Here is a 25,139-nt window from a genome sequence, read left to right on the forward strand (position 1 = left end):
TTCACTTGGATATCGGGTGAGCGAAAGATACACGATTCTTCACGAGCGTACCTGACTGATAAGACATTCCATTATCTGGGGTGGTGAAAGGTTGCTGAAAGCCTCGGCACGTATTCTCCCGTCCCTTGCGACTCTGACGGTGTTAGCCACAGTGGTCGCAGTTTCCGTCGATCACATTGACTGATTTGCTGTACAGGAGTTGCTGGTGATGGATTTGCAGAATCTGAAAAAAGACATTCCCGCGAGTGTCGTAGTATTTTTTGTGGCACTACCGCTGTGCCTTGGTGTGGCGCTAGCTTCCGGTGCGCCACTGTTCTCCGGACTGATCGCGGGCATTGTCGGCGGTACTGTAGTGGGCGCGGTCAGCGGATCGCGCCTCGGTGTATCCGGTCCGGCAGCGGGCCTCACGGTAATCGTGCTGAGTGCGATTGAAACCTTGGGCTCATTCGAAATATTTTTGCTGGCGGTAGTGCTCGGTGGCCTGATGCAGATTTTGCTGGGGCTTTTGCGAGCCGGCATTTTCGGTTACTTCTTTCCGTCGTCTGTGATCAACGGCATGCTCACCGGTATCGGTCTGATCATCGTGCTGAAGCAAATCCCCTATGCATTTGGCCTGCCGGAAGGGGCTTCCATAAGCGACGGTGCCTTGTCTCTACTGAGCGCTGTGCATCCGGGCGTACTGGCCATTTTCGCGCTATCCCTGGGATTGCTGATTGCGTGGGAGACGCCTCTGATAAAGCGATCACGCTGGTTGGCGATAGTGCCTGGTCCGGTGGTCGCGGTACTCTCCGCGGTGCTGTTATCCCTCGCGTTCGCCAATTCCACGGGCGTGAATCTCGAAGGATCGCATCTGGTGAGCGTCCCGGTAGCCACAAGTTTCAATGAATTCGTGGGCCTGTTCACACTGCCCGATTTCTCACAGTTGGCGAATCCACTGGTGTGGACGGTTGCGCTGACTATCGCGGTGGTAGCAAGCCTGGAAACCTTGCTTAGTGTCGAGGCCATCGACAAAATGGATCCGCTGAAACGTACCACCCCGACTAACCGCGAGCTGGTGGCGCAGGGCGTTGGCAACTCCTTCTCCGGCCTGATTGGTGGCCTGCCGGTAACCCAGGTGATCGTGCGTAGCTCGGTCAATCTGCAGACCGGCGCGCGCTCCAAGGCGTCCACCATCTGTCACGGCGTCCTGCTACTGGTGTGTGTGGCGACCTTGCCCAGTTGGCTGAATATGATTCCGCTGGGCGTCCTGGCTGCGGTGTTGATCCTGACCGGCTACAAACTCGCCAAGCCCGCACTGTTCCGCAAGATGTGGGACAACGGTATGGAGCAGTTCGTACCGTTTGTGATCACCGTACTCGGTGTGTTGTTTACCGATCTGCTGACCGGCGTCGGTGTCGGCATGGTCGCTGCTATTTTCGCACTACTGCGACGCAACTACCTCAACTCCCACTTCCTGCACAAAAAGCAGGATACGGAAGAAGGCGATCGCATTCGCATCAATATGCAGCTGGCTGAAGAGGTCACCTTCCTGAACAAGGGCGCCATTCGGAAAGAGTTGAGCGAAATCCCCGATAACGCCCACGTGATTCTCGATAAGCGAAACTGTATATATATCAATCACGATGTGGCAGAAGCTATTGCAGATTTTATCGATACTGCATCTGCACGGGGGATCGATGTAGACGTGATAGAGCGTAAAAATGTGGTGCCGATCTGGGACGAGCGCAGCCTCAAAGAGGCTGCTTAAACAACGGCGATTCCGCGGATGCGATACTTGCGCTGCTGCGGCCAGGGAAGGCCGTTACAGCGACAAGCGCTTCAGTTCGGTGTCCGGGCGCGCGTGAAGCCAGGCCTGGTCAAAGATTTCCTGGAGCTGCCTGACCCGGACCGGGTTTTGTGGGTGATAGGAGCCCGCCCATTTTTCCAAATCGGTTTTCTGTAGTACATGATCGCGATCGGCGAGGGCGAATTCCCAGTCGGTGGGTTCACTTGTGGGCTGAATTTTTTTCAGTTCGATGCGGCTACTCAATCGCTGAATGAGCGGCAGAATCCGGTGAGGATGGCGCAGGAGTGGGGCGGTGTCAGTAATAAGAATTTGTATGCGCGCGTAGCGGCTGCTGCGGGCAAAATCCGACAGCGCCTGAATGGTGACCGGGTCGCTGTACAGGGCTCTCGGCAGGCTCTGGGAATAGATGCGCAGGTGGCGACGACACGCGCCAATAAGCTGCTGAAGCGCCTCGCGGAAACCGCTCTCGTCCGCCAGTTGAAGCACCTCAGTATTCGCCGTCGGCACGTTACCGGTTGCAGTCGTCGGCATTCTCGCAAGGTTCCTTGTCGCTCAGGGTCAGATCCATGCGCACGTGCGGGATATCCGCTTCCATGAACTCTTCCCCTGTTACCGCGAATCCGGCTTTTTCGTAAAACGGAATCGCTTGTACCTGGGCGTTCAGGTACACATTCTTCTGGCCGGAGACCCGTGCAAATTTGCAGATTCGCTTGAGCAGCTCCAGCCCTGCGCCCAGGCCGCGCGCGTCTTTCAGTATTGCCATGCGCCCGATCTTGCCGCCGCCGGTAAGGCGGCCGGTGCCGATAGGCTTGTTGTGGTGGTAGACGAGGAAGTGTTGCGCGCTTTCCTCGTGTTCGTCCCATTCCAGATCTTCAGGGACATTCTGTTCTTCGACGAATACCTTTTGGCGAATACCTCGAATGGCTTCCCGATCCGTCTGCCAGTCGGCGAGGCGTACAAACAGACTCATCAAACATTCTCCTAGTCTTCTGCATCCGTGTCGTCGGATTCCAGCGCTTCAGGGTAAATGAGACTGCCCTGAGAAACCAGCTGGTCGAGCAATCCGTTGCTGGCGGCCAGCTCCGGATAGGCATCTACATCACTCTGGTCCAATGCGTGGGTATTACAGAAGCCCTCGGCAAACAGCAGGGGGGCAGGGAAGGCTTCGCCATCGATAAACAGGCTGGCTGGCTCGCGACAGAAGGCACAGCGGGAGCCTGGATTGAGTATCAGGCTGCCGCCAGCAGCCAACTGCTCCCGCCAGTCTTCCGCGGAGCCCGCATCCAGCGCGATGGTGTCGGGATATTTGGCTTCGGTCATGATGGCGCCGAACCACTGGGCGATATTCTGCGGCTGCTGTAGCCACTCGGCCAGGTGGCGTTGCACCCTGGCAACGGTCTGCTGATCGATTTCCGACGGGTTGAACGGCAGCTCCAGATCGGGATCGGTATAACGGTAGTGATCCGGCAGGCCCGCACCCAGTTCCGCAGCCAGGTCTTCCAGCATGGTGCGTGCAGAGGGCGCGCGAAAACCGACAGATATGGTGGTACAGCCGCCTTCGGCGATACCCCAGTGGCTGAATTGGGGCGGCAGATACAGCATATCCCCCGGCTCGAGCAGCCAGCTGGCTTCGGCATCGAATTCCTTGAGGATGTTCAGGGGCGTGCCCTCGACGCGCGGGCTGCTTGCATCTGCCTTGGGACCCAGATGCCAGCGGCGATTGCCCTCGGCCTGCAGCAGGAACACATCGTAGAAGTCGTAGTGGGGACCGACGCTGCCCTGGTCAGCGGCATAGCTGATCATGATGTCGTCGAGGCGCCAGTCGGGAATAAAGCGGAAGTGATCCTTCAGGTCGGCCACTTCCGGAATCCACTGGTCCACAGCCTGAATCAGCAGTGTCCAGTGGGTTTTGGGCAGGTTGAAGAAGTCTTCTTCGGTGAAGGGCCCGGTACGCAATTGCCAGGGGCCCTCGATACCGTTTTCCTCGATCAGGCGGGACTCGATTTCTTCTTCCAGTGCCATCCCGGCCAACTCCTCTCCAGAGATGGGAGAAACAAAGTCGGGAAAGGCGTTGCGGATCAGTAATGGCTTTTTCTGCCAGTACTCCCGCAGGAAAGTTTCCACCGGGATGTCGCCAAGGTGGGTCAGAGGTTCAACGGAATGGCGCTGGCCTGACTCGGTCATGGCGATATCTCCGGATGGTTGGTCTTGAATTGGTGCGACGTCAGATGTTTTTGGCTTGTGCTACGGCGTTGCCGATATAGCTCGCCGGGGTCATCTCACGCAGTGCCTGCTTGGCTTCTTCCGGCATCTCGAGACCATCGATAAACACCGCCAGGGTTTCCTTGGTGATGCCCTGGCCGCGGGTGAGTGCCTTGAGCTTTTCGTAGGGCTCTTCGATGTTATAACGGCGCATAACAGTCTGGATCGGCTCGGCGAGCACTTCCCAGGCGTTGTTCAGGTCTTCCTCCAGACGCGCGCGGTTGATTTCCAGCTTGCCCAGACCTTTCTGGGTCGCGGCGTAGGCGATTACCGAGTAACCTGCACCAACACCCATGTTACGCAGCACGGTGGAATCGGTAAGGTCGCGCTGCCAGCGGGAAACCGGCAGTTTCGCCGCCAGGTGCTGGAATACCGCATTGGCGATGCCCAGGTTGCCTTCGGAGTTCTCGAAGTCAATGGGGTTCACTTTGTGCGGCATGGTAGAGGAGCCCACTTCGCCAGCGACCACTTTCTGCTTGAAGTAACCCAGGGAGATGTAGCCCCAGATGTCGCGGTCGAAGTCGATCAGGATGGTATTGAAACGCGCAATCGCATCGAACAGTTCGGCAATATAGTCGTGTGGCTCGATCTGGGTAGTGTAGGGGTTCCACGACAGGCCGAGGGAGGTCACGAATTCTTCAGCATTCGCTTGCCAGTCCACATCCGGGTAGGCAGAGAGGTGGGCGTTATAGTTGCCTACCGCGCCGTTGATTTTACCGAGCAGCTCGACTTCGTGGATCTGCTTGACCTGGCGGCGCAGGCGCGCCACAACATTGGCGAGTTCTTTACCGACAGTGGTCGGGCTCGCAGTCTGGCCATGGGTGCGGGACAGCATCGGAACATCGGCGAAATCCTGAGCCAGTCGGGCGATCTCGCTCACGATCTGGTTCATCGCCGGCAGCAGCACCTGGTCGCGACCGGCGCGCAGCATCAGCGCGTGGGACAGGTTGTTGATATCCTCGGAGGTACAGGCGAAGTGAATGAATTCACTTACCGCAAGCAGTTGCTCATCGCCCTTTACTTTTTCCTTGAGGAAGTATTCGACCGCTTTCACGTCGTGGTTGGTAGTGCGCTCGATTTCCTTGATGCGCTCGGCATCTTCAATGCTGAATTGGGCAACGATGTCGTCGAGAACCTGGTTGCTGTTGCCGGTGAAGGGCTGCACTTCCGCAATCTTTTCGTGGCGGGCAAGCTGTTGCAGCCAGCGAACTTCCACTTCTACACGGGCACGAATCAAGCCGTACTCACTGAAAATATCGCGCAGTGGGGCAGTCTTGCTTTCGTAGCGTCCATCAATGGGGGAAACCGCGGTAAGTGCGGATAGCTCGACAGTCATTGTGTCTCTCCGATATTGAAATCCAGCCGCTGAAACGAACAAATGTAGGAAGCGGCGGCAATCTTAAAAAAACAGTCTTTAAGCGTTCAGGCTTAAAAAATTAGTGTTCCAGTGATTCGTACTTGGACACCAGCGCGTCCATGGCCGCAATCAGCTTTTTACGCTTGAACAGCAGATGTAATCTGCGGCCGCCCAGCTGACGCCACAGGGTCGCGGAGCGTACGCCGGCGAATAGCATGGTGCGAATCTGATTGGCGATGCGCTGCTGTTGCAGGAAATTAAAGTCACCCAGTACCTGAATGCGGAATCGGAAGGTGCTCAGGGTATCGCTGTAGATGCTCGCCAGATTGGCGTAGACATTTTCGTGATCGATACCAAAGTGTTCCGTTTGCAGTTGCGCCTTTTCCAGCCGGTTACCGATGATCGACAGCAGGTCCGGTTTTTTTGCCAGTTGGCGCTGCAGGTAAAGAATGGACAGTACGTAGCGCAGGCAATCGGTGTATTCCGGGTGGCTGCGGGTGGCCAGCAGTTGTCGCGCACCGCGCAGGCCGGGCAACAATTTTTCCACACCGCCGAAAACATCTTCGGTGGTTTCCGGATTTTGCTGGAACAGGCTGTATACGGCGGTCTCCATCTGCTCCGCGGGTGCAGTGCCAGTTTTGGCCAGGCGCTCCACCAGGATTGCTGCCTGAAATACCCCGGCCAGTGCCAGTGCCTGATCTCGCCAATTACTCAAGAGTTGCTCCCTGCAGCCTGTTTCTTTTTGGTTTGGTGTGGATCGACCTCACCCACACCGGTGGCCTGATCGATGACCGCGCCACCGAGGCAATAATCTCCGCGGTAGATCACCACCGATTGCCCTGGGGTGACTGCGCGTTGCGGCTGGTCAAAGGCAATCGTGATACGCCCTCCGTCCTTTACGGTAATCAGGCAATCCTGATCCTCTTGGCGATAGCGGGTCTTGGCCGCTGCACGAAATTCTTGTGCGGGCGCCGCGCCATTAATCCAGTGGGTCTGTGTGGCGGTGAGGCCAGTAGAATAGAGCAGGGGATGGTGCTTGCCCTGGGCCACGAGTAGCACATTGCGCTCCAGATCCTTGCCGACGACGTACCAGGGCTGGTCGCCAGCACCTTTGACGCCTCCAATCCCGAGCCCCTGGCGCTGGCCAATCGTGTGGTACATAAGGCCACTGTGCTGGCCCATTACCTCGCCTTCCGGGGTCTGCATTTCACCGGGTTGGGCGGGCAGGTACTGTTCCAGGAAATCCTTGAAACGGCGTTCGCCGATAAAGCAGATTCCGGTGCTGTCTTTCTTGGTGGATGTAATGAAGCCGTTTTCTTCTGCGATCCGGCGGACTTCCGGCTTCTCCAGTTCCCCGAGCGGGAACAGTGAACGCGCGAACTCGGCCTCGCCAACCGCGTGCAGGAAATAACTCTGGTCTTTGTTGCTGTCCAGGCCTTTCAGCAGATAGGTGTGTCCGTTCTCGTCCCGACGGCGCGCGTAGTGCCCGGTGGCGATGGCGTCCGCGCCCAGCATCTGCGCGTATTCGAGGAACACCTTGAACTTGATTTCCCGGTTGCAGAGGATGTCCGGGTTTGGGGTGCGGCCAGCCTTGTATTCGGCCAGGAAGTACTCGAATACGTTGTCCCAGTACTCGGCCGCAAAGTTCGCAGTGTGTAGCTTGATACCCAGGCGCTCACAGACCGATTCCGCGTCCGCCAGATCCTGGCGCGCGGTGCAATATTCCGTGCCGTCGTCCTCGTCCCAGTTCTTCATGAACAGCCCTTCCACCGCATACCCCTGTTGCATGAGCAACAGCGCGGCTACGGACGAATCCACACCGCCGGACATGCCGACGATCACGCGTTTTCCCGCGCCGCTGGCGCCGGGGCTGGAATCCGTAGAGTTGGGGGACACAGACAAATCCGAAACTGTCATGAAATACCGGTTGTTACAGTGAGGGGTGCCTCGGGGATTTCAACCCTGTGGGCACCGTGGTTGTTGCTACTGGGCTGGAAAATGGGGGCGCATTTTACCTGCGAAAGTGCTAACTGACCAATTTGCAGGAATCGTCGCGGTTGCCCGCTATCCCGACCGCGCGCAAAAAACGCCGCCAGACTCCTATTTCAGACTAGCCCTCAAGCGCGATAATTACCGAAAAAGGACGATTTCAGGGGCTGCCTCTCTTGAGACCCGCAAAACGGGCCGTATCACGCAGGCTATCGCCGGTTACGCGGTTTTCCAGTCGAGCGGCCTGGCACGCGACCTCGCGGTCGCTTTGGGGCCTCCGCCGATCGCGTTCGGGTGCCTTTGCTTGCCGGTCCTTGCGGGAGGTGTACGGTTTCGGTCCTTTGCTCACCCGGCGCCAGGCCTTGCAGGGTCCAGTTGCCGATGGCCCGCCGCACCAGGCGCAGGGTAGGGTGGCCAACTGCCGCGGTCATGCGGCGCACCTGGCGATTACGTCCCTCGCTGATGGTGAGCTCGATCCATGAGGTTGGGATGGATTTCCGCTCCCGGATGGGCGGAATGCGTGGCCAGATGTCGGGTTCCGCGATCAGGCGGGCCTTGGCCGGTGCGGTACGCCCATCCTTGAGCGTCACGCCTCGGCGCAATTGCCTCAGGACTTCTTCCGGGACCTCACCTTCTACCTGCGCCCAGTAGACTTTGGGTAGTTTGTTATCCGGGTGGGCAATCTGGTGCTGCAGCTTGCCGTCATCGGTCAGCAGCAGCAGTCCCTCGGAGTCGAAATCGAGGCGGCCGGCGGCGTAAACTCCCGGCTTCTTTATGTAGTCCGACAGCGTGGGCCGCCCATCCGGGTCGGTGAACTGACACAAGACACCAAAGGGTTTGTTGAACAGGATCAATTGGCTCATATCGCAAGTGTTGTCATGCCGCAGTCGTGTTTTCGTTGTAATCAAACTACAAAATCGGGTGGATGCTGATATAATCCCGCCGATTTTTAGCTGGCTCGGCGTATGCAACGGCGCAAACAATGAGCAGCAACCAAGACCGGCAGTGGATATTCGGCGCATTATGCCGGTTTTCCACCTATAAAGCCGGACGTTTAGTCAAAGAGTTACGGGAGTCAACTTAATGGGTCATATCCAAGTGCCGGCCAACGGCGAAAAAGTTACAGTCAACGCAGATGGTTCTCTGAACGTACCGAACACCCCGATCATTCCGTTCATCGAAGGTGACGGCATTGGCGTGGATATCACCCCGGTAATGCGCAAAGTGATCGACGCTGCCGTGAGCAAGGCGTACAGCGACGAGAAATCCATCGCCTGGATGGAAATCTTCTGCGGTGAGAAAGCAGCAGAAACCTACAGCGGCGACTGGTTCCCGGCTGAAACCCTGGAAGCCATCAAGGATTACGTTGTCAGCATCAAAGGCCCGCTGACCACTCCGGTTGGCGGTGGCTTCCGCTCCCTGAACGTTGCCCTGCGTCAGGAGCTGGACCTGTACGTATGTCAGCGTCCGGTACGCTGGTTCAGCGGTGTACCTTCCCCGGTTAAAGAGCCGAACAAGGTAGACATGGTGATCTTCCGCGAGAACTCCGAAGACATCTACGCCGGTATCGAGTGGAAAGCCGGTACTGAAGAAGCCACCAAGGTGGTCAAGTTCCTGCAGGAAGAGATGGGCGTTAAGAAAATCCGCTTCCCACAGAACGTCGGCATCGGCGTTAAGCCGGTTTCCGAAGAAGGCACCAAGCGTCTGGTGCGCAAGGCGCTGCAGTACACCATCGATCAGGATCGCGACTCCCTGACTCTGGTGCACAAAGGCAACATCATGAAGTTCACCGAAGGCGCCTTCGCTGACTGGGGCTACGAGCTGGCTCGCGAAGAGTTCGGCGCACAGCCGATCGACGGCGGCCCCTGGTGCAGCTTCAAAAACCCGAACACCGGCAAGGAGATCGTGGTTAAGGATGTGATCGCCGACGCCATGCTGCAGCAGATCCTGCTGCGTCCGGCCGAGTACGACGTAATCGCCACTCTGAACCTGAATGGTGACTACCTGTCCGACGCACTGGCTGCCCAGGTAGGTGGTATTGGCATTGCTCCAGGTGCCAACCTGTCTGACGAAGTTGCTCTGTTCGAAGCTACCCACGGTACTGCGCCGAAGTACGCTGGCCAAGACAAGGTGAACCCGGGTTCCCTGATCCTGTCCGCAGAAATGATGCTGCGCCACCTGGGCTGGAACGAAGCTGCAGACCTGGTTGTTAAAGGTATGGAAGGCGCTATTGAAGCCAAGACCGTAACCTATGACTTCGAGCGTCTGATGGACGGTGCAGACCTGAAGTCCTGCTCCGAGTTCGGCGAGGAAGTTGTCAAGCACATGGCTTGATAATCGACGAATAAAAAAAGCCCCGCCTCGGTTCGAGGCGGGGCTTTTTTTTGCCCTGTTTTTCACCCCAATGTGGATCTCTTGAGTCGCACTGGCGTTGTCAGCAGCGCGAATCCCAAGGAGGAATGCGAAAGGGGAGGTGGCACGGAGGTGCCAGTGGTGGGGCGAGCAGGTATCTCTGAATATCTGATCAGCTATCGCCGGCCGCAACTTTTCAAAGGTGTGAGAGAACCTCGAGCCTTATGACTCTTGCGGCAATTCTTCTCGACTGCAGTGGTCTGCCGGTCAGGGCCGGCAGGGCAGCTTAATCGAGCGCTTCTTCGGTCTCTTTTTCTCTTACCGATTGCGCTGCAGACGCGGGCGCTGGGGTTGGCGAGCGACTGGTCTCGGCAGTGGCAACGCTGATATTGGCTGCGTGGTAGCCTTTATCGCCTTGGATGATATCGAAGTTGACCTGCTGGCCAGCCTTCAGGGTGCGATACCCCTCCATCTGGATGGCGGAGTAATGCGCAAAAAGATCCTCCCCACCTTCGTCAGCAAGAATGAATCCATATCCCTTGGCATTATTGAACCACTTAACAGTACCGGTAGGCATGGCGAAATCCCTCTAATATTGCCGGGGCGACTGCTGGCCGCCTTACATGTATCGTTATTGTTATCGCGCTTCATGCGCTTCTTTGTGTGTACAGAATCATTTGTACGACTATTAGCTATAAGCTAGTGCCTCATCACCGCGTTGGCGCGGTTAATACCTCTTGTAGCCAAGACACCGGCCCTTGTCAAGGTAGGTCGGCACCCCGGACTGTGCTGGCACGGGTTTGGGGTTACAATATGCGCTTGCCAAATTGACTGCGGTGACCGGCGTGGGGCCTTTCGACGGGCTTATTCCCGATAGAAAAATATGGGGGCGTCAGCACTGTGAACCGTTTCCTGAACTCTGATTGACTAGCGCTATGGGAAAATCACAAATCATTAAACTACACTCGAACGAAGACGACGGCGGAGATGATTTCTATCTTCATGGGGCAGACGGGGATACCGCACTCGCGGAGGCCAAGCCGAGGCTGAAACGGCCGCCCATGTACAAGGTGGTCATGCTCAATGATGACTACACCCCGATGGAATTTGTGGTCGAGGCCCTGGAGCTCTTCTTCTATGTGAATCGCGAGCGCGCCACTCAACTGATGTTGCAGGTACACACTAAGGGAAAAGCGATCTGTGGTGTCTATACTCGAGATATAGCGGAAACAAAGGCCGCACAGGTTAATCAGTTCGCGCGGGATAATGAACATCCCTTACTTTGCGAAATTGAGGCAGATGAGGACGACGAAAACGGCGAGGAGGAGTGAAGTAAAGGACTACCGACGCCTGTGTCAGTCAGGTGTAACTTTTCCGGCCGGATATCCGGCAAAAAATCAGGAATGCCGGGTGTTTTTCACTACAACCCGGATGACATTGGCCAGTAAGGTTTGAGGTTTAGATGCTCAGCAAGGATTTAGAGGTAACGCTCAATCTAGCGTTCAAAGGTGCACGGGCGAAACGCCACGAGTTTATGACCGTTGAGCACCTGTTGCTGGCGCTGCTGGACAATGAATCCGCGGCAGATGTTCTGCATGCCTGTGGCGCTGACCTCAGTGCGCTGCGCCGAGAGTTACTCGAGTTCGTGGACTCTACCACTCCACTTATTCCGGAAAATGACAGTGAGCGGGAAACCCAGCCCACGCTTGGCTTCCAGCGCGTACTGCAGCGCGCGGTTTTCCACGTACAATCATCAGGCAAGAAGGAAGTGACTGGTGCGAATGTTCTGGTTGCGATTTTCTGTGAGCAGGAAAGCCAGGCCGTTTACTACCTCAAGCAGCAGAGTGTCGCCCGTATAGATGTAGTGAATTACATCACCCACGGTATTTCCCGCGTCAGCTCTGGCGGTAACAATACACACAACAGCAGTCCCGATCCCTCTCCCGAGCAGGTGGATGAAGACTTGGGGAGCACTGCCGAGCCGGGCGGCTCCGATCCGCTCGAAAGTTACGCCACCAATCTCAACCAGGAAGCAATACTTGGTCGAATCGACCCTCTGGTAGGCCGTGCCCCGGAAGTTGAGCGCGTTACCCAGGTGCTGGCGCGCCGGCGCAAGAACAATCCGCTGTTGGTCGGGGAGTCCGGTGTGGGCAAGACCGCGATCGCCGAAGGGCTCGCCCGGCGTATCGTCGATGGCGAGGTGCCCGAGCCTCTGAAAGAAAGCACGATTTACTCTCTGGATCTCGGCTCTCTGCTGGCCGGCACCAAGTATCGCGGCGACTTTGAGAAGCGCTTCAAGGCGCTGCTGGCGGAGTTGAAAAAGCGCGAACATGCGGTGCTGTTTATCGATGAGATTCACACCATTATCGGCGCTGGTGCAGCCTCGGGTGGCGTGATGGATGCGTCCAATCTGCTCAAGCCGCTGCTGTCCAGTGGTCAGCTGCGCTGTATTGGTTCAACGACATTTAATGAATACCGCGGTATTTTTGAGAAAGATCGTGCACTTTCCCGTCGATTCCAGAAGATCGACGTGCATGAACCTTCCGTCGAGGAAACTGTGCAGATTCTGCAGGGCCTCAAAACCTGCTTTGAAGATCACCACAAGGTGCGCTTTACCGATTCGGCCCTGGAGGCCGCGGCGCACCTCGCCAACCGTCATATCACCGAGCGATTTTTGCCGGACAAGGCCATCGATGTGATCGATGAAGCCGGTGCCTATCAGGCGCTATTGCCTGCGGACCAGCGTACCGACACGATCTCTGTGACCGAAATCGAAAATGTCGTCGCCAAGATGGCGCGCATACCCGCCAAGAGTGTTTCCGCTTCGGATAAAGCTGCGCTGGCCAAGCTGGATGAGAATCTGAAGATGGTCGTGTTCGGCCAGGATCAGGGGATCGAAGCACTCAGCACCTCGATCAAGCTGGCCCGTGCAGGTCTGGGGGCGGAAGAGAAGCCTATTGGTTCCTTCTTGTTTGCGGGTCCGACGGGTGTCGGTAAAACCGAACTCTGCCGCCAGCTCGCTCAGGTCATGGGTATCGAACTCATTCGGTTCGATATGTCCGAATACATGGAGCGCCATACGGTGTCCCGCCTTATCGGTGCCCCCCCGGGGTACGTTGGTTTTGACCAGGGCGGCTTGCTCACCGATGCAGTAACCAAGCACCCGCACAGTGTGGTGCTGCTGGATGAGATCGAAAAGGCCCACCCTGAAGTGTTCAACCTGCTGCTGCAGGTGATGGATCACGGCACCCTGACCGACAACAATGGCCGCAAGGCGGACTTCCGCAATGTGATTCTGATCATGACCACCAATGCGGGTGCGGAAGTGATGAGCCGTCGCTCCATTGGCTTTGCCAACCAGGATCACAGCAGCGACGGGATGGAGGAGATCAAAAAGATGTTTACTCCCGAGTTCCGCAATCGACTGGATAGCATCATTCAGTTTGGTTCGCTGGATATGGAAGTGGTCAAAACCGTGGTGGACAAGTTCATTGTCGAATTGCAGGCGCAGCTGGATGAGTCCAGGGTGACGCTCGAGGTCGACGATGAGGCTCGCGAATGGCTTGCAGTTAATGGCTACGATGAGAAGATGGGTGCTCGCCCCATGGCACGTCTGATCCGGGAAAAATTGCGCAAACCTCTGGCCGAGGCGGTGCTGTTTGGGGATCTGTCGGAAGAGGGTGGCAAGGTCGAGGTGACCGTGGAGAACGATCAGCTCAAGATCTGCACGGCGATGCCGGTGCATTGAGCACCAGGGGCCGGTAAACGCCGGATCTCACGCAAACGAAAAAAGCCACCTTCTGGGTGGCTTTTTTATATCTCGCTCAACCTGGATGGGCTGACCGGGAACCGCTGCCGACAATCTGTCGGAAGGGGTTAGCGCGCGCGGTAGGTGATACGGCCTTTGCTCAGGTCGTACGGGGTCAGTTCTACCTTGACCTTGTCACCAGTGAGGATGCGGATGTAGTTTTTGCGCATCTTGCCGGAAATGTGCGCGATTACCACATGTCCATTTTCCAATTTCACGCGGAATGTGGTGTTGGGCAGGGTGTCGATCACCTCGCCTTCCATTTCAATGTAATCGTCTTTTGCCATGCGGCAGCAACCTTTGATTAATGTGTACTAGCTTTTCCGCCACGTTTTTACGGCCCTGCGTCGTCAGATTCGGGGGCCCGGCGGTACGACGGGCGTGCATTTTGCACGAAAAGAGCCTGCAGGCCAAGTGAAAGCAGACGTCATGCGCAAATCCCGCGGAATTAGGGATTCCGGGCCCTGCAGAGAGATTGTCTGGCCTAGTGGTCAGTCTAGTCGGTGCTCAGGGTCCAGCGGTTGTTCTGAAGGGTTTCGAGCGGTTTGAAGTGGCTCTTGTAGGCCATTTTCTGGCTCTGGCGGATCCAGTAGCCGAGGTACAGGCTGGGGAGCCCGAGTCGGCGCGTCCATTCGATCTGATAGAGAATCGAGTAACTGCCGAGGCTGCGCTTGGTCTGTTCCGGATCGTAAAACGTGTAAATGGCAGAGACGCCGCCGGCGAGCACATCGGTAACGGCAGTCGCTACCAGCTGCCCCCTAGCCCGGAACTCGATATAGCGGGTGGTGCCCCAGGCATTGCTAAGGAAGCTGCGATACTGTTCGCGACTGGGCGGGTACATCTCCCCATCGTGATGTCGCTGCTCGATGTAGCGGGCATAGAGGGCGTAGTGTTCGTCAGTATCGATATCGTGGCGATGAAAGACGTCCAGATCCCGATTGCGACGCCAGCAGCGCCGCTGGTTGCGGTTGGGGACAAACAGTTCAACCGGAACCCGGGCGGGTATGCAGGCCTGGCAGTGTGTGCACTGGGGTCGGTACAGGTAATTTCCACTGCGCCGGAAGCCCATCTCTGAAAGTCGGCTATAGAGTCTTTGGTCTACCGGGGTTTGCGGGTCGACAAACACGGTGGTGGCTTCCCGGTCTTCCAGGTAGCCACAGGGGTGCGGCATGGTGGCCAGTAGGCGGACCGAGTCGAGCTGTGAATACTGGCTCATACCAGGCTCTCACCACGGCGATCGGAATAGCTGGTCATTTTTATCTTTGCCAAAAGCGCTCTCATTGGGATCTCGCTGCAATCCCGGTTGGAATATAGACCCGAGGGTAATTTGCGGTCAGCAAAAACACAAACGGCGCCGCAGACACACCGCTTCAGGGGCGGTCAAAAAGGTTGCTCGCGGGGGCTGGCGGCCAGACAGCGGGGAAGCCCGCGCTCGCTACTTCCCGGGTCAGGAGGCTTTCAAAATCCGCTCTGGGTACTTCAATCGCGCCGAGACTCTGCAGGTGCGGGTTGGCAACCTGGCAGTCAATCAATCGGCAACCCCAGCAGTCGAGCTGGCGCACCAGATGGGCAAAAGCCACCTTGGAGGCATCGGTCGCCTGGTGAAACATGGATTCGCCGAAAAATACCCGTCCGATGGCAAGTCCATACAGGCCGCCAACCAGAACACCGTCCAGCCAGGTTTCTACTGAGTGCGCGTGGCCCAGTCGGTGCATCTCGAGATATGCCTCGCGCATATCTGCTGTAATCCAGGTGCCGCTTTCCTGAGCCCGGGGCGCAGCACAGCCATCCATAACCCGGGCAAATGCGCGATCGAAGGTGACCTGAAATCGCCCCCGGCGGATCACCTTGCGCAGACTGCGGCTGAATGTCGTGGATTCGGGGCGCACAATGCAGCGCGGGGAAGGGGACCACCAGAGGATTGGCTGGTCATCCGAAAACCAGGGAAAGATACCCCGGCGATACGCTGCCAGCAGCCACTCAGGGGTGAGGTCCCCGCCCACTGCGAGTAGGCCGTTGGGGTCCTGCAGTGCCGCGGAGGTGTCCGGGAAGCCGACCTGATCGGGATCCAGCAGCGAAAGAATTTCATTTGCGTTGTCGGTCAAGGGGCTCTGTCTCGGGTCGCCTGGCGTAGTTGCCCACAAAAAAGGCGGCCCCAGGGCCGCCTTTTTATTTGGGCCGATTTAGCCCGTTATTGTGCATCCAGGAAGCGCTCGGCATCCAGTGCAGCCATGCAGCCGGTGCCTGCGGAGGTCACCGCCTGACGGTAGATGTGGTCGGACACGTCGCCGGCTGCAAATACACCCGGTACGGAAGTCTGGGTGGCGTTGCCGTTGAGTCCGCTCTCAACAATGATGTAGCCGCCGTTCATTTCCAGCTGGCCTTCGAAGATATCTGTGTTTGGCTTGTGGCCAATGGCAATAAACACACCGGAAACATCGACTTCCTTGGTATTGCCGTCCTGTACGTTTTTCAGGCGAACCCCGGTCACGCCGTTATCGTCACCCAGCACCTCGTCCAGGGTGTGGTGCCAGCACAGGTTGATGTTGCCGTTTTCGGCCTTTTCCAGCAGGCGATCCTGCAGGATCTTCTCTGCGCGCAGCTCGTCGCGACGATGTACCAGAGTGACTTCGCTGGCGATATTGGAAAGGTACAAAGCCTCTTCGACCGCGGTGTTGCCGCCGCCAACTACCACGACCTTCTGGTCGCGGTAGAAGAACCCGTCACAGGTAGCGCAGGCGCTGACACCGCGCCCCTGGAAGGCTTCCTCAGACGGCAGGCCCAGGTACTGGGCGGAGGCGCCGGTAGCGATAATCAGTGCATCACAGGTGTAGGTTTCGTTGCCCTTGAGGGTGAACGGGCGCTGTTTTACGTCAACTTCATGGATGTGGTCGAAGATGATATTGGTGTCGAAACGCTCTGCGTGCTGCTGCATCTGGACCATCAGGTCCGGCCCCTGCAGGTCGTGTACACCGCCCGGCCAGTTTTCCACTTCGGTGGTCGTGGTCAGCTGTCCACCTTGCTGCATGCCGGTAATGACAACCGGGTTCAGGTTGGCGCGAGCGGCGTAAATAGCCGCAGTATAACCGGCAGGGCCGGAGCCGAGGATGATCAGACGGTGATGGTTGCTCATGACTGGACTCACAATACTTCGATGTTGGATTGGTGATTCTGTATGTCTTGCAGCACTGATTAAGGCGCCCGACAAATTTGTCTGCGCGGATCATGGCGCCCTCGGGCCCATTGTTCAAGGGTGGGCCATTACGACCGATCGATGTGACTCGATGGGTGGGTTGGGCTGCTAGTGCCAAAATTGCAGGAATGATAAAAGAAGGGCGGATACACGACCAAATAGTTTGGTCTTATCTATCTCATTGTACGCCTTTATAGATAGTTCAAATGGAGCCCTCGTCTCCTTCTGCCGAACTTTTGCCGGCCGTGGATTGGGCAGGTAAGGACACATGCCGCTTTATGTGATTTCTAACCTTCCGTTACAGATTGCGTGAATAAGTACCTGTAACTATTTGATTTTAAATGTAAAGTTGAAACCTGAAGTGGTTTCTAGGGTAACCCTCCGGTAGCAATTCCCCCGAGGCTGTAGTACACAGAAACCCTGAAGCCGCCGCTATATAAACAAGAAGGCGAGTAACCCTGAACACTGTGACCGAGGTAAGCCATTGAAGGCTGAAAGTGAAACCGAATCTGCGGCTGCGATTCCTGACTCCCTGATTGCGCGCATCGTCCGTGAAGGCGCGTTGATCGCCCTGTTGGCCGGTGCTTTGCTGGTGGGCATTAGTCTGCTCAGTTACAACCCCGGAGATCCGGGCTGGTCGCATACCGGTAGCGGTGCCGGAATCGAAAACGCCATTGGTCCCACGGGGGCCTGGCTTGCCGATGTGTGCCTGTCGTTGCTGGGCTGGATGGCGTACCTATTCCCCGTACTGATCGGTTGGCGGGCCTATCGAATTCTGCGCGACAAGAACGCGCGCTTCCACGGCCCCCTGTTTGCCCTGCGAGTCGCCGGGCTGTTGGTGTTGCTGGTTTCCGGTGCGGCGATTGCCACACTGTGTTTTGCTGAGTCTGCCAATCCAATGCCATTTTCCAACGGCGGCATTATTGGCGCGGCGATTTCGGCCTTTATGGAGCTGGGGCTCGGCTACGTTGGTGCGACAATTCTGTTGCTCGCCACCTTTGCCATCGGTGTCACCGTGTTTACCGGCATGTCCTGGCTGAAGCTGTTCGAGGACATTGGTCGCAGCGTGCTAGCAGTCTTCGCCTGGATTGGCAGCCGACTGGCGCGTGCGCGTCAGGAGCGGGAAGAGCAACGGGTAGCGCGAGAAGCCGTGGTCGTCCGCAAGGCTGCAGTAGAAGAGGAGAAGCAGCGCACCGCCAAGCGTTTGCCTCCAAAGATCGCACCCACGGCGCCTCCACCCAAACAAAGCCCGCGGGCCGCGAAGGAAAAGCAGGGTGAGCTGTTCAAGGGGCCAGTGACTGGAACACTGCCGCCGCTGTCCCTGCTCGATGCACCAGATGCCAATAAGAAAGCCGGCTTCAGCCGCGAGGCTCTGGAAGCGCTATCGCGGCTTCTCGAATTGAAGCTCAAGGACTTTGGTGTCGTCGCCGAGGTGGTTTCAGTGCTGCCCGGCCCTGTGGTTACCCGGTTTGAAATTCAGCCCGCACCGGGTGTGAAAGTCAGCCGGATCACCAATCTCGCCAAAGACCTGGCCCGCTCCCTGGCGGTGATCAGTGTGCGGGTGGTTGAAGTGATCCCGGGCAAATCCGTCGTGGGCATCGAAATCCCGAACGAGAACCGGCAGATGGTGCGCCTATCGGAAGTCCTGGGAGCCGAGGTGTACGACAAGTCCAGCTCGGCGCTCACGCTGGCACTCGGGCACGACATCTCCGGCCAGCCGGTGGTTGCCGATCTCGCCAAGATGCCGCACCTGCTGGTGGCAGGTACCACCGGCTCGGGTAAGTCCGTGGGTATCAACGTGATGCTGCTCAGCCTGCTGTACAAATCCACGCCGGACGAGGTGCGGCTAATCCTGGTGGACCCGAAGATGCTCGAGCTCTCGGTCTACGAAGGCATCCCGCATTTGCTGACCCCGGTGATCACCGACATGAACGACGCAGCCAATGGCCTGCGCTGGTGTGTCGGCGAGATGGAACGCCGTTACAAGTTGATGGCGGCCATGGGTGTGCGGAACCTGGCAGGCTTCAACCGCAAGGTGAAAGACGCCATCGCTGCGGGAGAGCCGCTGATCGACCCGATTTGGCAGCCGGACCCCATGTCCAGCGTCCCGGAGGCAGAACAGACTGCACCTCACCTGAAGCCGCTTCCGGCGATTGTGGTGGTGATCGATGAATTTGCCGACATGATGATGATCGTCGGCAAAAAGGTAGAGCAGTTGATTGCGCGTATCGCACAGAAGGCCCGTGCCGCCGGCATCCACTTGCTGCTTGCTACCCAGCGTCCGTCGGTGGACGTGATAACCGGCCTGATCAAGGCGAACGTACCGACCCGTATGGCGTTCCAGGTTTCCTCGAAAGTCGACTCGCGCACCATTTTGGATCAGGGAGGTGCGGAGCAGCTGCTCGGTCACGGCGATATGCTATACCTGCCGCCGGGTACAGCGGTGCCCGTAAGGGTGCACGGGGCCTTCGTGGATGACCATGAAGTGCACCAAGTTGTGGCGGACTGGGCCCGTCGCGGCGAGCCTGAATACATAGACGGTATCATTGACGACTCCAATAACAGCATTCCAGTGCCCGGGATGACCACAGAGGGTGGAGAGGACGATCCGGAGGCCGATGCACTCTACGACGAGGCGGTGGCATTCGTGACCAAGTCCCGAAAGGCGTCCATATCGTCGGTGCAGCGCCAGCTGCGTATCGGCTACAATCGCGCCGCGCGCATGATCGAGGCGATGGAGGCGGCCGGTGTGGTTTCACCCCAGCAGCCCAATGGCAACCGGGAAGTATTGGCACCGCCACCCGCGTGATGCGGATAAATCGTGACCCGGTTCAGGCCGGGTTCACTTGGCGCCGTCTAGGCTTTAAGGACACTCTCGGAATAGCAGACTGGAAGGCATTATGAGACGCAAACTGAGCATTTTCCTCGCTTCACTGGGCATGAGTTTGGGCCTGGGTATGGGCGCCGTCGGCGCACAGGCCGATGCCAGTGAAGATCTGAGCCGGCTGTTGCAGCCGCTGGGCTCTATCTCCGGCAATTTCCGCCAGACCCTCAAGGATCAGAAAGGCAAAACCCTGCAAAAGAGCAGCGGCAATTTCTCCGTGCAGCGCCCGGGTAAACTGCGCTGGCAGACAGGCGAGCCTTTCCCGCAACTGCTGGTGACCAACAACAAGAAACTGTGGCTGTACGATCCCGACCTGGAGCAGGTCACCGTGCGCCCGGTGGACAACCGAATGAAAGAAACCCCAGCATTGCTGCTCGGTGGCAAGGTGGAAGACATTCGCGGGTCATTCAGTGTCGAGAGCAAGAAGGGCGCCTATTACCTGACCCCGAAGCGCGCGTCAGCGCCGTTCAAGTCCATGGTAATCCGCTTCGACAACCAGGGCCTGCCGGAGACCATGACCGTGCGGGATGGCATGGGGCAGACCACCGATATCCGATTCAATGGTCTGCAGGCCAATCCCCGACTGTCTTCGCACATGTTTAATTTCAAGCCGCCCAAAGGGACCGACGTTATTCGCGATGAGTGATCTGTTTCAATCGCCACCCCGGCATCAGCCTCTGGCCGCGCGTATGCGGCCGCAAACACTGGCCCACTATGTGGGCCAGTCGCATTTATTGGGGCCGGGTAAACCCCTGCGTGAAGCGGTGGAGCGCGGCCAGCTGCACTCCATGGTGCTGTGGGGGCCGCCGGGTGTGGGCAAAACCACGTTCGCCCGCCTGCTGGCGGAAGAATGCGATGTGCGTTTTGCCACCCTGTCTGCGGTGCTGGCCGGGGTAAAGGAAATCCGCCAGGCCGTGGCTGAGGCCGAACAGCACGCGGCACAGTCTGGTCGTGGCACCATCCTGTTTGTGGACGAAGTGCACCGCTTCAATAAGGCGCAGCAGGACGCCTTTCTTCCCTATGTGGAAGAGGGCACCGTGACGTTTGTGGGTGCCACTACAGAGAACCCATCCTTCGAGCTCAACAACGCATTACTTTCCCGTTGCCGGGTCTATCTGTTGCGCAGCCTCAGTCAGGATGAGCTCAATGGCCTGCTGCGGCGCGCTCTGGCCGAGGATGACGAGCTAAAAGCCCGCAATGTGGAAATGGCGACGGAAGTCCTCGACAAGATCACCTTGAGTGCCGACGGTGACGCCCGCAGTGCACTCAATCTGCTGGAGATCGCCTGCGATCTGTCGCGGGAAGAGGGCGGACGGCAAGTGATTGATGATGCGGTGCTGGCTGAAGTGCTTACCGCAGATGTGAGGCGTTTCGACAAGGGCGGGGACTACTTTTACGACCAGATTTCCGCGCTGCACAAATCAGTGCGCGGCTCGGATCCCGACGCCGCGCTCTACTGGTTTGCGCGCATGATCGACGGCGGTTGCGACCCGCTGTATGTAGCCCGTCGGGTGGTGCGTATGGCCAGTGAGGATATTGGCAATGCCGATCCGCGTGCGCTGGAGATTGCGCTGAACGCATGGGATGTACAGGAGCGCCTGGGCAGCCCGGAAGGGGAGCTCGCCATTGCCCAGGCGGTGGCCTATCTCGCAGTCGCTGCCAAAAGTAACGCGGTCTACAGTGCCTACAAACGGGTGCTGGCGGATATCCGGCGGGAGCCCAGTTACGAGGTTCCAGTGCACCTGCGCAATGCGCCGACCAAACTGGCCAAGGAAATGGCCCACGGTGCGGAATATCGTTACGCCCACGATGAGCCCGATGGCTTTGCCGCAGGAGAGAATTACTTCCCCGAGGCCATCGCCGATCGTCGCTATTACTATCCGGTAAACCGTGGTCTGGAACTCAGGATTGAGGAAAAGCTTGAGCGTCTGCGGGCACTCAATCGGGCTAGCGAGCAGCGGCGCTACGCACCCGCGCAACACTCCGAAGCAGAAAAGCGCTAAAATCCTCCCGCAATCGGCAGTTCACCACACCTTTCCGGGAGTTTCCCATGCAATGGATAGCAATCGCACTTGGCGGCGCCATCGGCGCAATCCTTCGTCACCTGGTCGGCATTTGGGCCTTCCCAGTTTTCGAAAATCGGATTCCGCTCGGCACCTTTATCGTCAACGTGGTTGGGTCCCTGCTGATCGGTATTGCCTATGTTTTGATCGTGGAGCGGGGCATGCTCGGACATGAGTGGCGCCTGATGATCATGACCGGCCTGTTTGGGGCTCTCACCACCTTTTCTACCTTCTCGCTGGAAACAGTGATGTTGTGGCACAATGGCCAGCCTTTGACGGCGCTGGCCTATGTTGTGGCCAGCCTCCTGGTGTGCTTGGCCGCAACCGCAACGGCCATCTCCCTGGGAATGAAATATCTGTAACGCGGTAATCAATAAACCATGCTCGATCCTAAACTGATTCGTAACCAACTCGACGAAGTTGCAGCGGCGCTGACCAAGCGCGGCGTGCAGCTGGACAAAGCCAAGCTGGAGCAGCTCGAAGAGCAGCGTAAAGAACTGCAGGTGCGCACAGAGTCCCTGCAGAATGAGCGCAACAGCAAATCCAAGAATATCGGCCGGGCCAAGGCCGGTGGCGAGGATATCGCCCCGCTGTTGAAAGAGGTCGAGTCCTTGGGTGGTCAGCTGTCGGAGGCCAAGCAGGCGCTCGGTGAACTGCAGCAGCAGCTCGACGACGTGCTGCTGGCGATCCCGAACATCCCGGACGAATCCGTTCCTGAGGGGAAAGACGAAGACGACAACGTGGAAGTGCGCCAGTGGGGCGAGCCGCGCAGCTTTGATTTTGAAGTGCGTGACCACGTGGATCTCGGTGGCAGCCTGGGCGGCCTTGACTTCGAAGTGGCGAGCAAGATTACCGGTTCCCGCTTTGCGGTAATGACCGGCAAGGTGGCCAAGCTGCACCGCGCATTGGCACAGTTCATGCTAGATCAGCATGTAGAAGAGCACGGCTATCAAGAAGCCAATGTGCCGGTAATAGTAAATAGCGATTCCCTGTACGGCACCTCACAGCTGCCCAAGTTTGCTGAGGATCTGTTCAAGCTGGAGGATGAGCGTGGTTTCTACCTCATTCCCACCGCAGAAGTACCGCTCACAAACCTGTACCGCGATGAAATCGTCGAAGACGCCGGTTCACTGCCACACAAGTTTGTCAGCCACACCAACTGCTTTCGCTCCGAAGCCGGCTCACACGGGCGCGATACCCGCGGCATGATCCGTCAGCACCAGTTCGAAAAAGTAGAGCTGGTCTGGTTTGCCCGCCCGGATCAATCCAAGGACGCGCTCGAACAGCTCACCAGTCATGCAGAAAACATCCTGCAGAAACTGAACCTGCCATACCGCACCGTGGTGCTGTGTGGTGGCGATATGGGTTTCGGTGCAACCAAAACCTATGACCTGGAAGTTTGGATTCCATCTCAGGACAAGTACCGTGAGATTTCTTCCTGCTCCCTGATGGGGGATTTCCAGGCCCGGCGTATGAAGGCCCGCTGGCGCAACCCGGAAACCGGTAAGCCAGAATTGCTGCACACCCTGAATGGATCCGGGTTGGCGGTGGGCCGCACGCTGATCGCGGTACTGGAAAACTACCAACAGGCCGATGGTAGCATCGAGGTGCCGGAAGTACTGCGCCCCTACATGGGTGGTGCATCAAAGATCGGCTAAGCAGTATGGATTAGAACCTTGCGTTACCTGCCTCTCGCTTTTGATTTGAAAAACCGCCCCTGTCTTATTGTCGGGGGTGGTGCCATCGCCACGCGCAAAGCGCGATTACTCAGCAAAGCGGAGGCGCGACTTATTGTCGTTGCTCCCGATATTACCGACGAGCTGCGTCAACTGGTTATGGCGAGTGGCGGTGAATATATCGTCGGAACCTATCGCAAGGATCTGCTCGACCACGCCGAAATGATCGTCGCCGCTACTGCAGACGGCGATGTCAACGCGCGGGTATCCGAGGATGCCCGCGCTCGTCGCCTGCCAGTCAATGTGGTGGACTCACCGGAACACTGCACCTTTACCTTTCCCTCCATTGTCGAACGTGGCCCGCTCGCGATCGGCATTTCCAGCGGCGGCTCCGCGCCCGTGCTCACGCGCATGCTGCGTGCCCAGATCGAAACCCTCCTTTCTCCCGGCCTGGGACTGATTGCAGAGCTGGCTGGACGTATGCGCGACAAGGTCAAGGCCGCACTCCCGGAAGCCCAGAGGAAAGATTTCTGGCACTGGGTATTCAATGGCCCCATCGTTGGCCAGATTGAGCGCGGCCATAAGGCAGAAGCCGAGCAGGCCCTGCTGGAGGAATTGACTCGCTGGGAACAGAAGCCTGCGCCGAGTGGCGAGGTGTATCTGGTCGGCGGCGGTCCCGGTGATCCGGACCTGCTGACTTTCCGCGCCCTGCGCCTGATGCAGCAAGCGGATGTAGTGCTTTACGACAGGCTGGTTTCTACCGAGGTGCTGGAGCTGGTGCGCCGAGACGCCGAACGTATCTATGTTGGCAAGATGAAGCAGTTCCACTCGGTCCCGCAAGACGATATCAACCAGCTGCTGGTGGATCTGGCGAAAGAGGGCAAGAAGGTACTGCGCTTGAAGGGCGGGGATCCATTTGTATTCGGCCGCGGTGGCGAGGAAATTGACAAGCTCGCCGAAGCCGGTGTGCCGTTCCAGGTGGTCCCCGGCATTACCGCCGCCATTGGCTGCTCTGCTTATTCCGGTATTCCACTGACCCACCGGGATCACGCCCAGTCGGTTCGGTTCATCACTGGCCATCTGAAGCAGGGTGATCTGGTTCTGCCCTGGGATGAGTTGATCACCAAAAACCAGACCCTTGTTTTCTACATGGGCCTGACCGGGCTTCCGACCATTGCTGAAAAGCTGATAGCCAATGGCATGGATGCAGATACGCCTGCGGCGCTGGTAGAGAAGGGCACCACCCGGGATCAGCGCGTGATTGTCGGCACCATTGCCACGTTGCCCAGGCTGGCCGAGACCCACAAGGTTGAGGCGCCGGCGCTTACCATCATCGGTGGTGTTGTAACATTGCGTGAAAGCCTGGGCTGGTATCAGTAAGCGAACGTCTGCCAGGGAATTTTAACGCCCGGCATCCCTGACCCCATACATTGGCAAACCCCTATCTATACTGAGAGAGGTGTTTGCCAGTGGTGGTTCTATGTTGTGGATGTTGCTTCGTTTTTATTGCACTCTTCTGGTGCGCAGCTTTCTGCCCCAGGAAAACGAGATCGCGTTGCCAGATGAAAACGACAGCCATTTGCGTCGATATACCCGCGCCTACCGCATCAAGCGCACCTGGGTGAAAAACCTCTGGATCGGTGCATCCCTGCTGATGATCTGCTTTCCCCTGTTGCCATTTGTATTGGGGCTGGGGCTTTTCACATCCTTCCTTTCCTTCGCCATTCTTGACGAAACGGCCTGAGGTGAGCCCGCGCACGGGCGGTCAC

General features: G+C 57.7%; 23 protein-coding genes. 11 read left to right on the plus strand and 12 right to left on the minus strand.

What is annotated here, in order from left to right:
- Window positions 1-208 precede the first annotated feature (208 nt).
- Window positions 209-1,747 (plus strand): SulP family inorganic anion transporter, encoded by a 1,539-nt coding sequence (locus tag B4U49_RS12765; RefSeq protein ID WP_078084988.1) that lies wholly within the window; start codon window positions 209-211, stop codon window positions 1,745-1,747.
- 54 nt (window positions 1,748-1,801) lie between these two features.
- On the opposite strand, the gene B4U49_RS12770 is transcribed toward B4U49_RS12765, so the two are convergent.
- From B4U49_RS12770 to B4U49_RS12800, 7 genes are all read right to left on the minus strand, one after another.
- Entirely contained in the window at window positions 1,802-2,317 is a 516-nt protein-coding gene (locus B4U49_RS12770) for a DUF7931 domain-containing protein (RefSeq protein WP_143735655.1), read from the minus strand.
- Window positions 2,295-2,756: a GNAT family N-acetyltransferase gene (locus tag B4U49_RS12775; protein ID WP_078084990.1), complete on the minus strand. Its 462-nt coding sequence runs from the start codon at window positions 2,754-2,756 to the stop codon at window positions 2,295-2,297. Before B4U49_RS12775 ends, B4U49_RS12770 begins: the two co-directional genes overlap by 23 nt.
- An 11-nt stretch (window positions 2,757-2,767) precedes the next feature.
- The gene (locus tag B4U49_RS12780; RefSeq protein WP_078084991.1) at window positions 2,768-3,970 is read right to left on the minus strand and encodes a cupin domain-containing protein; all 1,203 of its coding nucleotides are present in this window, start codon (window positions 3,968-3,970) and stop codon (window positions 2,768-2,770) included.
- A 40-nt stretch (window positions 3,971-4,010) separates the two neighbouring features.
- Entirely contained in the window at window positions 4,011-5,384 is a 1,374-nt protein-coding gene (gene purB / locus B4U49_RS12785) for an adenylosuccinate lyase (RefSeq protein WP_078084992.1), read from the minus strand.
- Window positions 5,385-5,484: 100 nt separating this feature from the next.
- Window positions 5,485-6,120 (minus strand): high frequency lysogenization protein HflD, encoded by a 636-nt coding sequence (gene hflD, locus B4U49_RS12790; RefSeq protein ID WP_078084993.1) that lies wholly within the window; start codon window positions 6,118-6,120, stop codon window positions 5,485-5,487.
- Window positions 6,117-7,301 (minus strand): tRNA 2-thiouridine(34) synthase MnmA, encoded by a 1,185-nt coding sequence (gene mnmA / locus B4U49_RS12795; protein ID WP_275078286.1) that lies wholly within the window; start codon window positions 7,299-7,301, stop codon window positions 6,117-6,119. Before mnmA ends, hflD begins: the two co-directional genes overlap by 4 nt.
- Window positions 7,302-7,603: 302 nt before the next feature.
- Entirely contained in the window at window positions 7,604-8,257 is a 654-nt protein-coding gene (locus B4U49_RS12800; RefSeq protein WP_078084995.1) for a pseudouridine synthase, read from the minus strand.
- Window positions 8,258-8,477: 220 nt separating this feature from the next.
- On the opposite strand from B4U49_RS12800, the gene icd reads away from it, so the two are divergent.
- On the plus strand, window positions 8,478-9,728 hold the full coding sequence (icd, locus tag B4U49_RS12805) for an NADP-dependent isocitrate dehydrogenase (protein ID WP_078084996.1): 1,251 nt from the start codon (window positions 8,478-8,480) through the stop codon (window positions 9,726-9,728).
- 304 nt (window positions 9,729-10,032) lie between these two features.
- On the opposite strand, the gene cspD is transcribed toward icd, so the two are convergent.
- Window positions 10,033-10,323, minus strand: a complete 291-nt coding sequence (cspD, locus tag B4U49_RS12810) for a cold shock domain-containing protein CspD (protein WP_078084997.1) — start codon at window positions 10,321-10,323, stop codon at window positions 10,033-10,035.
- A 358-nt stretch (window positions 10,324-10,681) separates the two neighbouring features.
- On the opposite strand from cspD, the gene clpS reads away from it, so the two are divergent.
- Both clpS and clpA read left to right on the plus strand, forming a co-directional pair.
- Window positions 10,682-11,077: an ATP-dependent Clp protease adapter ClpS gene (gene clpS / locus B4U49_RS12815; protein ID WP_078084998.1), complete on the plus strand. Its 396-nt coding sequence runs from the start codon at window positions 10,682-10,684 to the stop codon at window positions 11,075-11,077.
- A 131-nt stretch (window positions 11,078-11,208) separates the two neighbouring features.
- A complete protein-coding gene (gene clpA, locus B4U49_RS12820; protein WP_078084999.1) occupies window positions 11,209-13,494 on the plus strand; it encodes an ATP-dependent Clp protease ATP-binding subunit ClpA in 2,286 nt (761 codons plus the stop codon).
- Window positions 13,495-13,622: 128 nt separating this feature from the next.
- Here the strand turns inward: clpA and infA are convergent, their stop codons facing one another.
- The 4 genes from infA to trxB all read right to left on the minus strand — a co-directional run bounded on the left by infA (window position 13,623) and on the right by trxB (window position 16,687).
- Window positions 13,623-13,841, minus strand: coding sequence for a translation initiation factor IF-1 (gene infA, locus B4U49_RS12825; protein WP_010130378.1), 219 nt, complete (start codon window positions 13,839-13,841; stop codon window positions 13,623-13,625).
- 209 nt (window positions 13,842-14,050) lie between these two features.
- Window positions 14,051-14,770 (minus strand): arginyltransferase, encoded by a 720-nt coding sequence (locus B4U49_RS12830; RefSeq protein WP_078085000.1) that lies wholly within the window; start codon window positions 14,768-14,770, stop codon window positions 14,051-14,053.
- A 154-nt stretch (window positions 14,771-14,924) separates the two neighbouring features.
- Window positions 14,925-15,659, minus strand: a complete 735-nt coding sequence (gene aat, locus B4U49_RS12835; RefSeq protein ID WP_204903037.1) for a leucyl/phenylalanyl-tRNA--protein transferase — start codon at window positions 15,657-15,659, stop codon at window positions 14,925-14,927.
- A gap of 86 nt (window positions 15,660-15,745) precedes the next feature.
- On the minus strand, window positions 15,746-16,687 hold the full coding sequence (trxB, locus tag B4U49_RS12840) for a thioredoxin-disulfide reductase (protein ID WP_078085001.1): 942 nt from the start codon (window positions 16,685-16,687) through the stop codon (window positions 15,746-15,748).
- 544 nt (window positions 16,688-17,231) lie between these two features.
- On the opposite strand from trxB, the gene B4U49_RS12845 reads away from it, so the two are divergent.
- The 7 genes from B4U49_RS12845 (at window position 17,232) to B4U49_RS12875 (ending at window position 25,114) form a co-directional block, all read left to right on the plus strand.
- The gene (locus B4U49_RS12845; protein ID WP_078085002.1) at window positions 17,232-19,556 is read left to right on the plus strand and encodes a DNA translocase FtsK; all 2,325 of its coding nucleotides are present in this window, start codon (window positions 17,232-17,234) and stop codon (window positions 19,554-19,556) included.
- 91 nt (window positions 19,557-19,647) lie between these two features.
- Window positions 19,648-20,277 (plus strand): outer membrane lipoprotein periplasmic chaperone LolA, encoded by a 630-nt coding sequence (lolA, locus tag B4U49_RS12850; RefSeq protein ID WP_078085003.1) that lies wholly within the window; start codon window positions 19,648-19,650, stop codon window positions 20,275-20,277.
- A complete protein-coding gene (locus B4U49_RS12855) occupies window positions 20,270-21,634 on the plus strand; it encodes a replication-associated recombination protein A (protein ID WP_078085004.1) in 1,365 nt (454 codons plus the stop codon). Before lolA ends, B4U49_RS12855 begins: the two co-directional genes overlap by 8 nt.
- 47 nt (window positions 21,635-21,681) lie before the next feature.
- Window positions 21,682-22,056, plus strand: a complete 375-nt coding sequence (crcB, locus tag B4U49_RS12860; protein WP_078085005.1) for a fluoride efflux transporter CrcB — start codon at window positions 21,682-21,684, stop codon at window positions 22,054-22,056.
- Between the two features lie 18 nt (window positions 22,057-22,074).
- The gene (serS, locus tag B4U49_RS12865) at window positions 22,075-23,352 is read left to right on the plus strand and encodes a serine--tRNA ligase (protein ID WP_078085006.1); all 1,278 of its coding nucleotides are present in this window, start codon (window positions 22,075-22,077) and stop codon (window positions 23,350-23,352) included.
- Between the two features lie 18 nt (window positions 23,353-23,370).
- Window positions 23,371-24,750: a siroheme synthase CysG gene (gene cysG / locus B4U49_RS12870; protein WP_078085007.1), complete on the plus strand. Its 1,380-nt coding sequence runs from the start codon at window positions 23,371-23,373 to the stop codon at window positions 24,748-24,750.
- A 100-nt stretch (window positions 24,751-24,850) separates the two neighbouring features.
- Entirely contained in the window at window positions 24,851-25,114 is a 264-nt protein-coding gene (locus B4U49_RS12875; RefSeq protein ID WP_078085013.1) for a hypothetical protein, read from the plus strand.
- Window positions 25,115-25,139: the final 25 nt, after the last annotated feature.

The sequence above is a fragment of the Microbulbifer mangrovi genome (assembly GCF_002009015.1).
In the GTDB taxonomy this organism is placed as follows: domain Bacteria; phylum Pseudomonadota; class Gammaproteobacteria; order Pseudomonadales; family Cellvibrionaceae; genus Microbulbifer; species Microbulbifer mangrovi.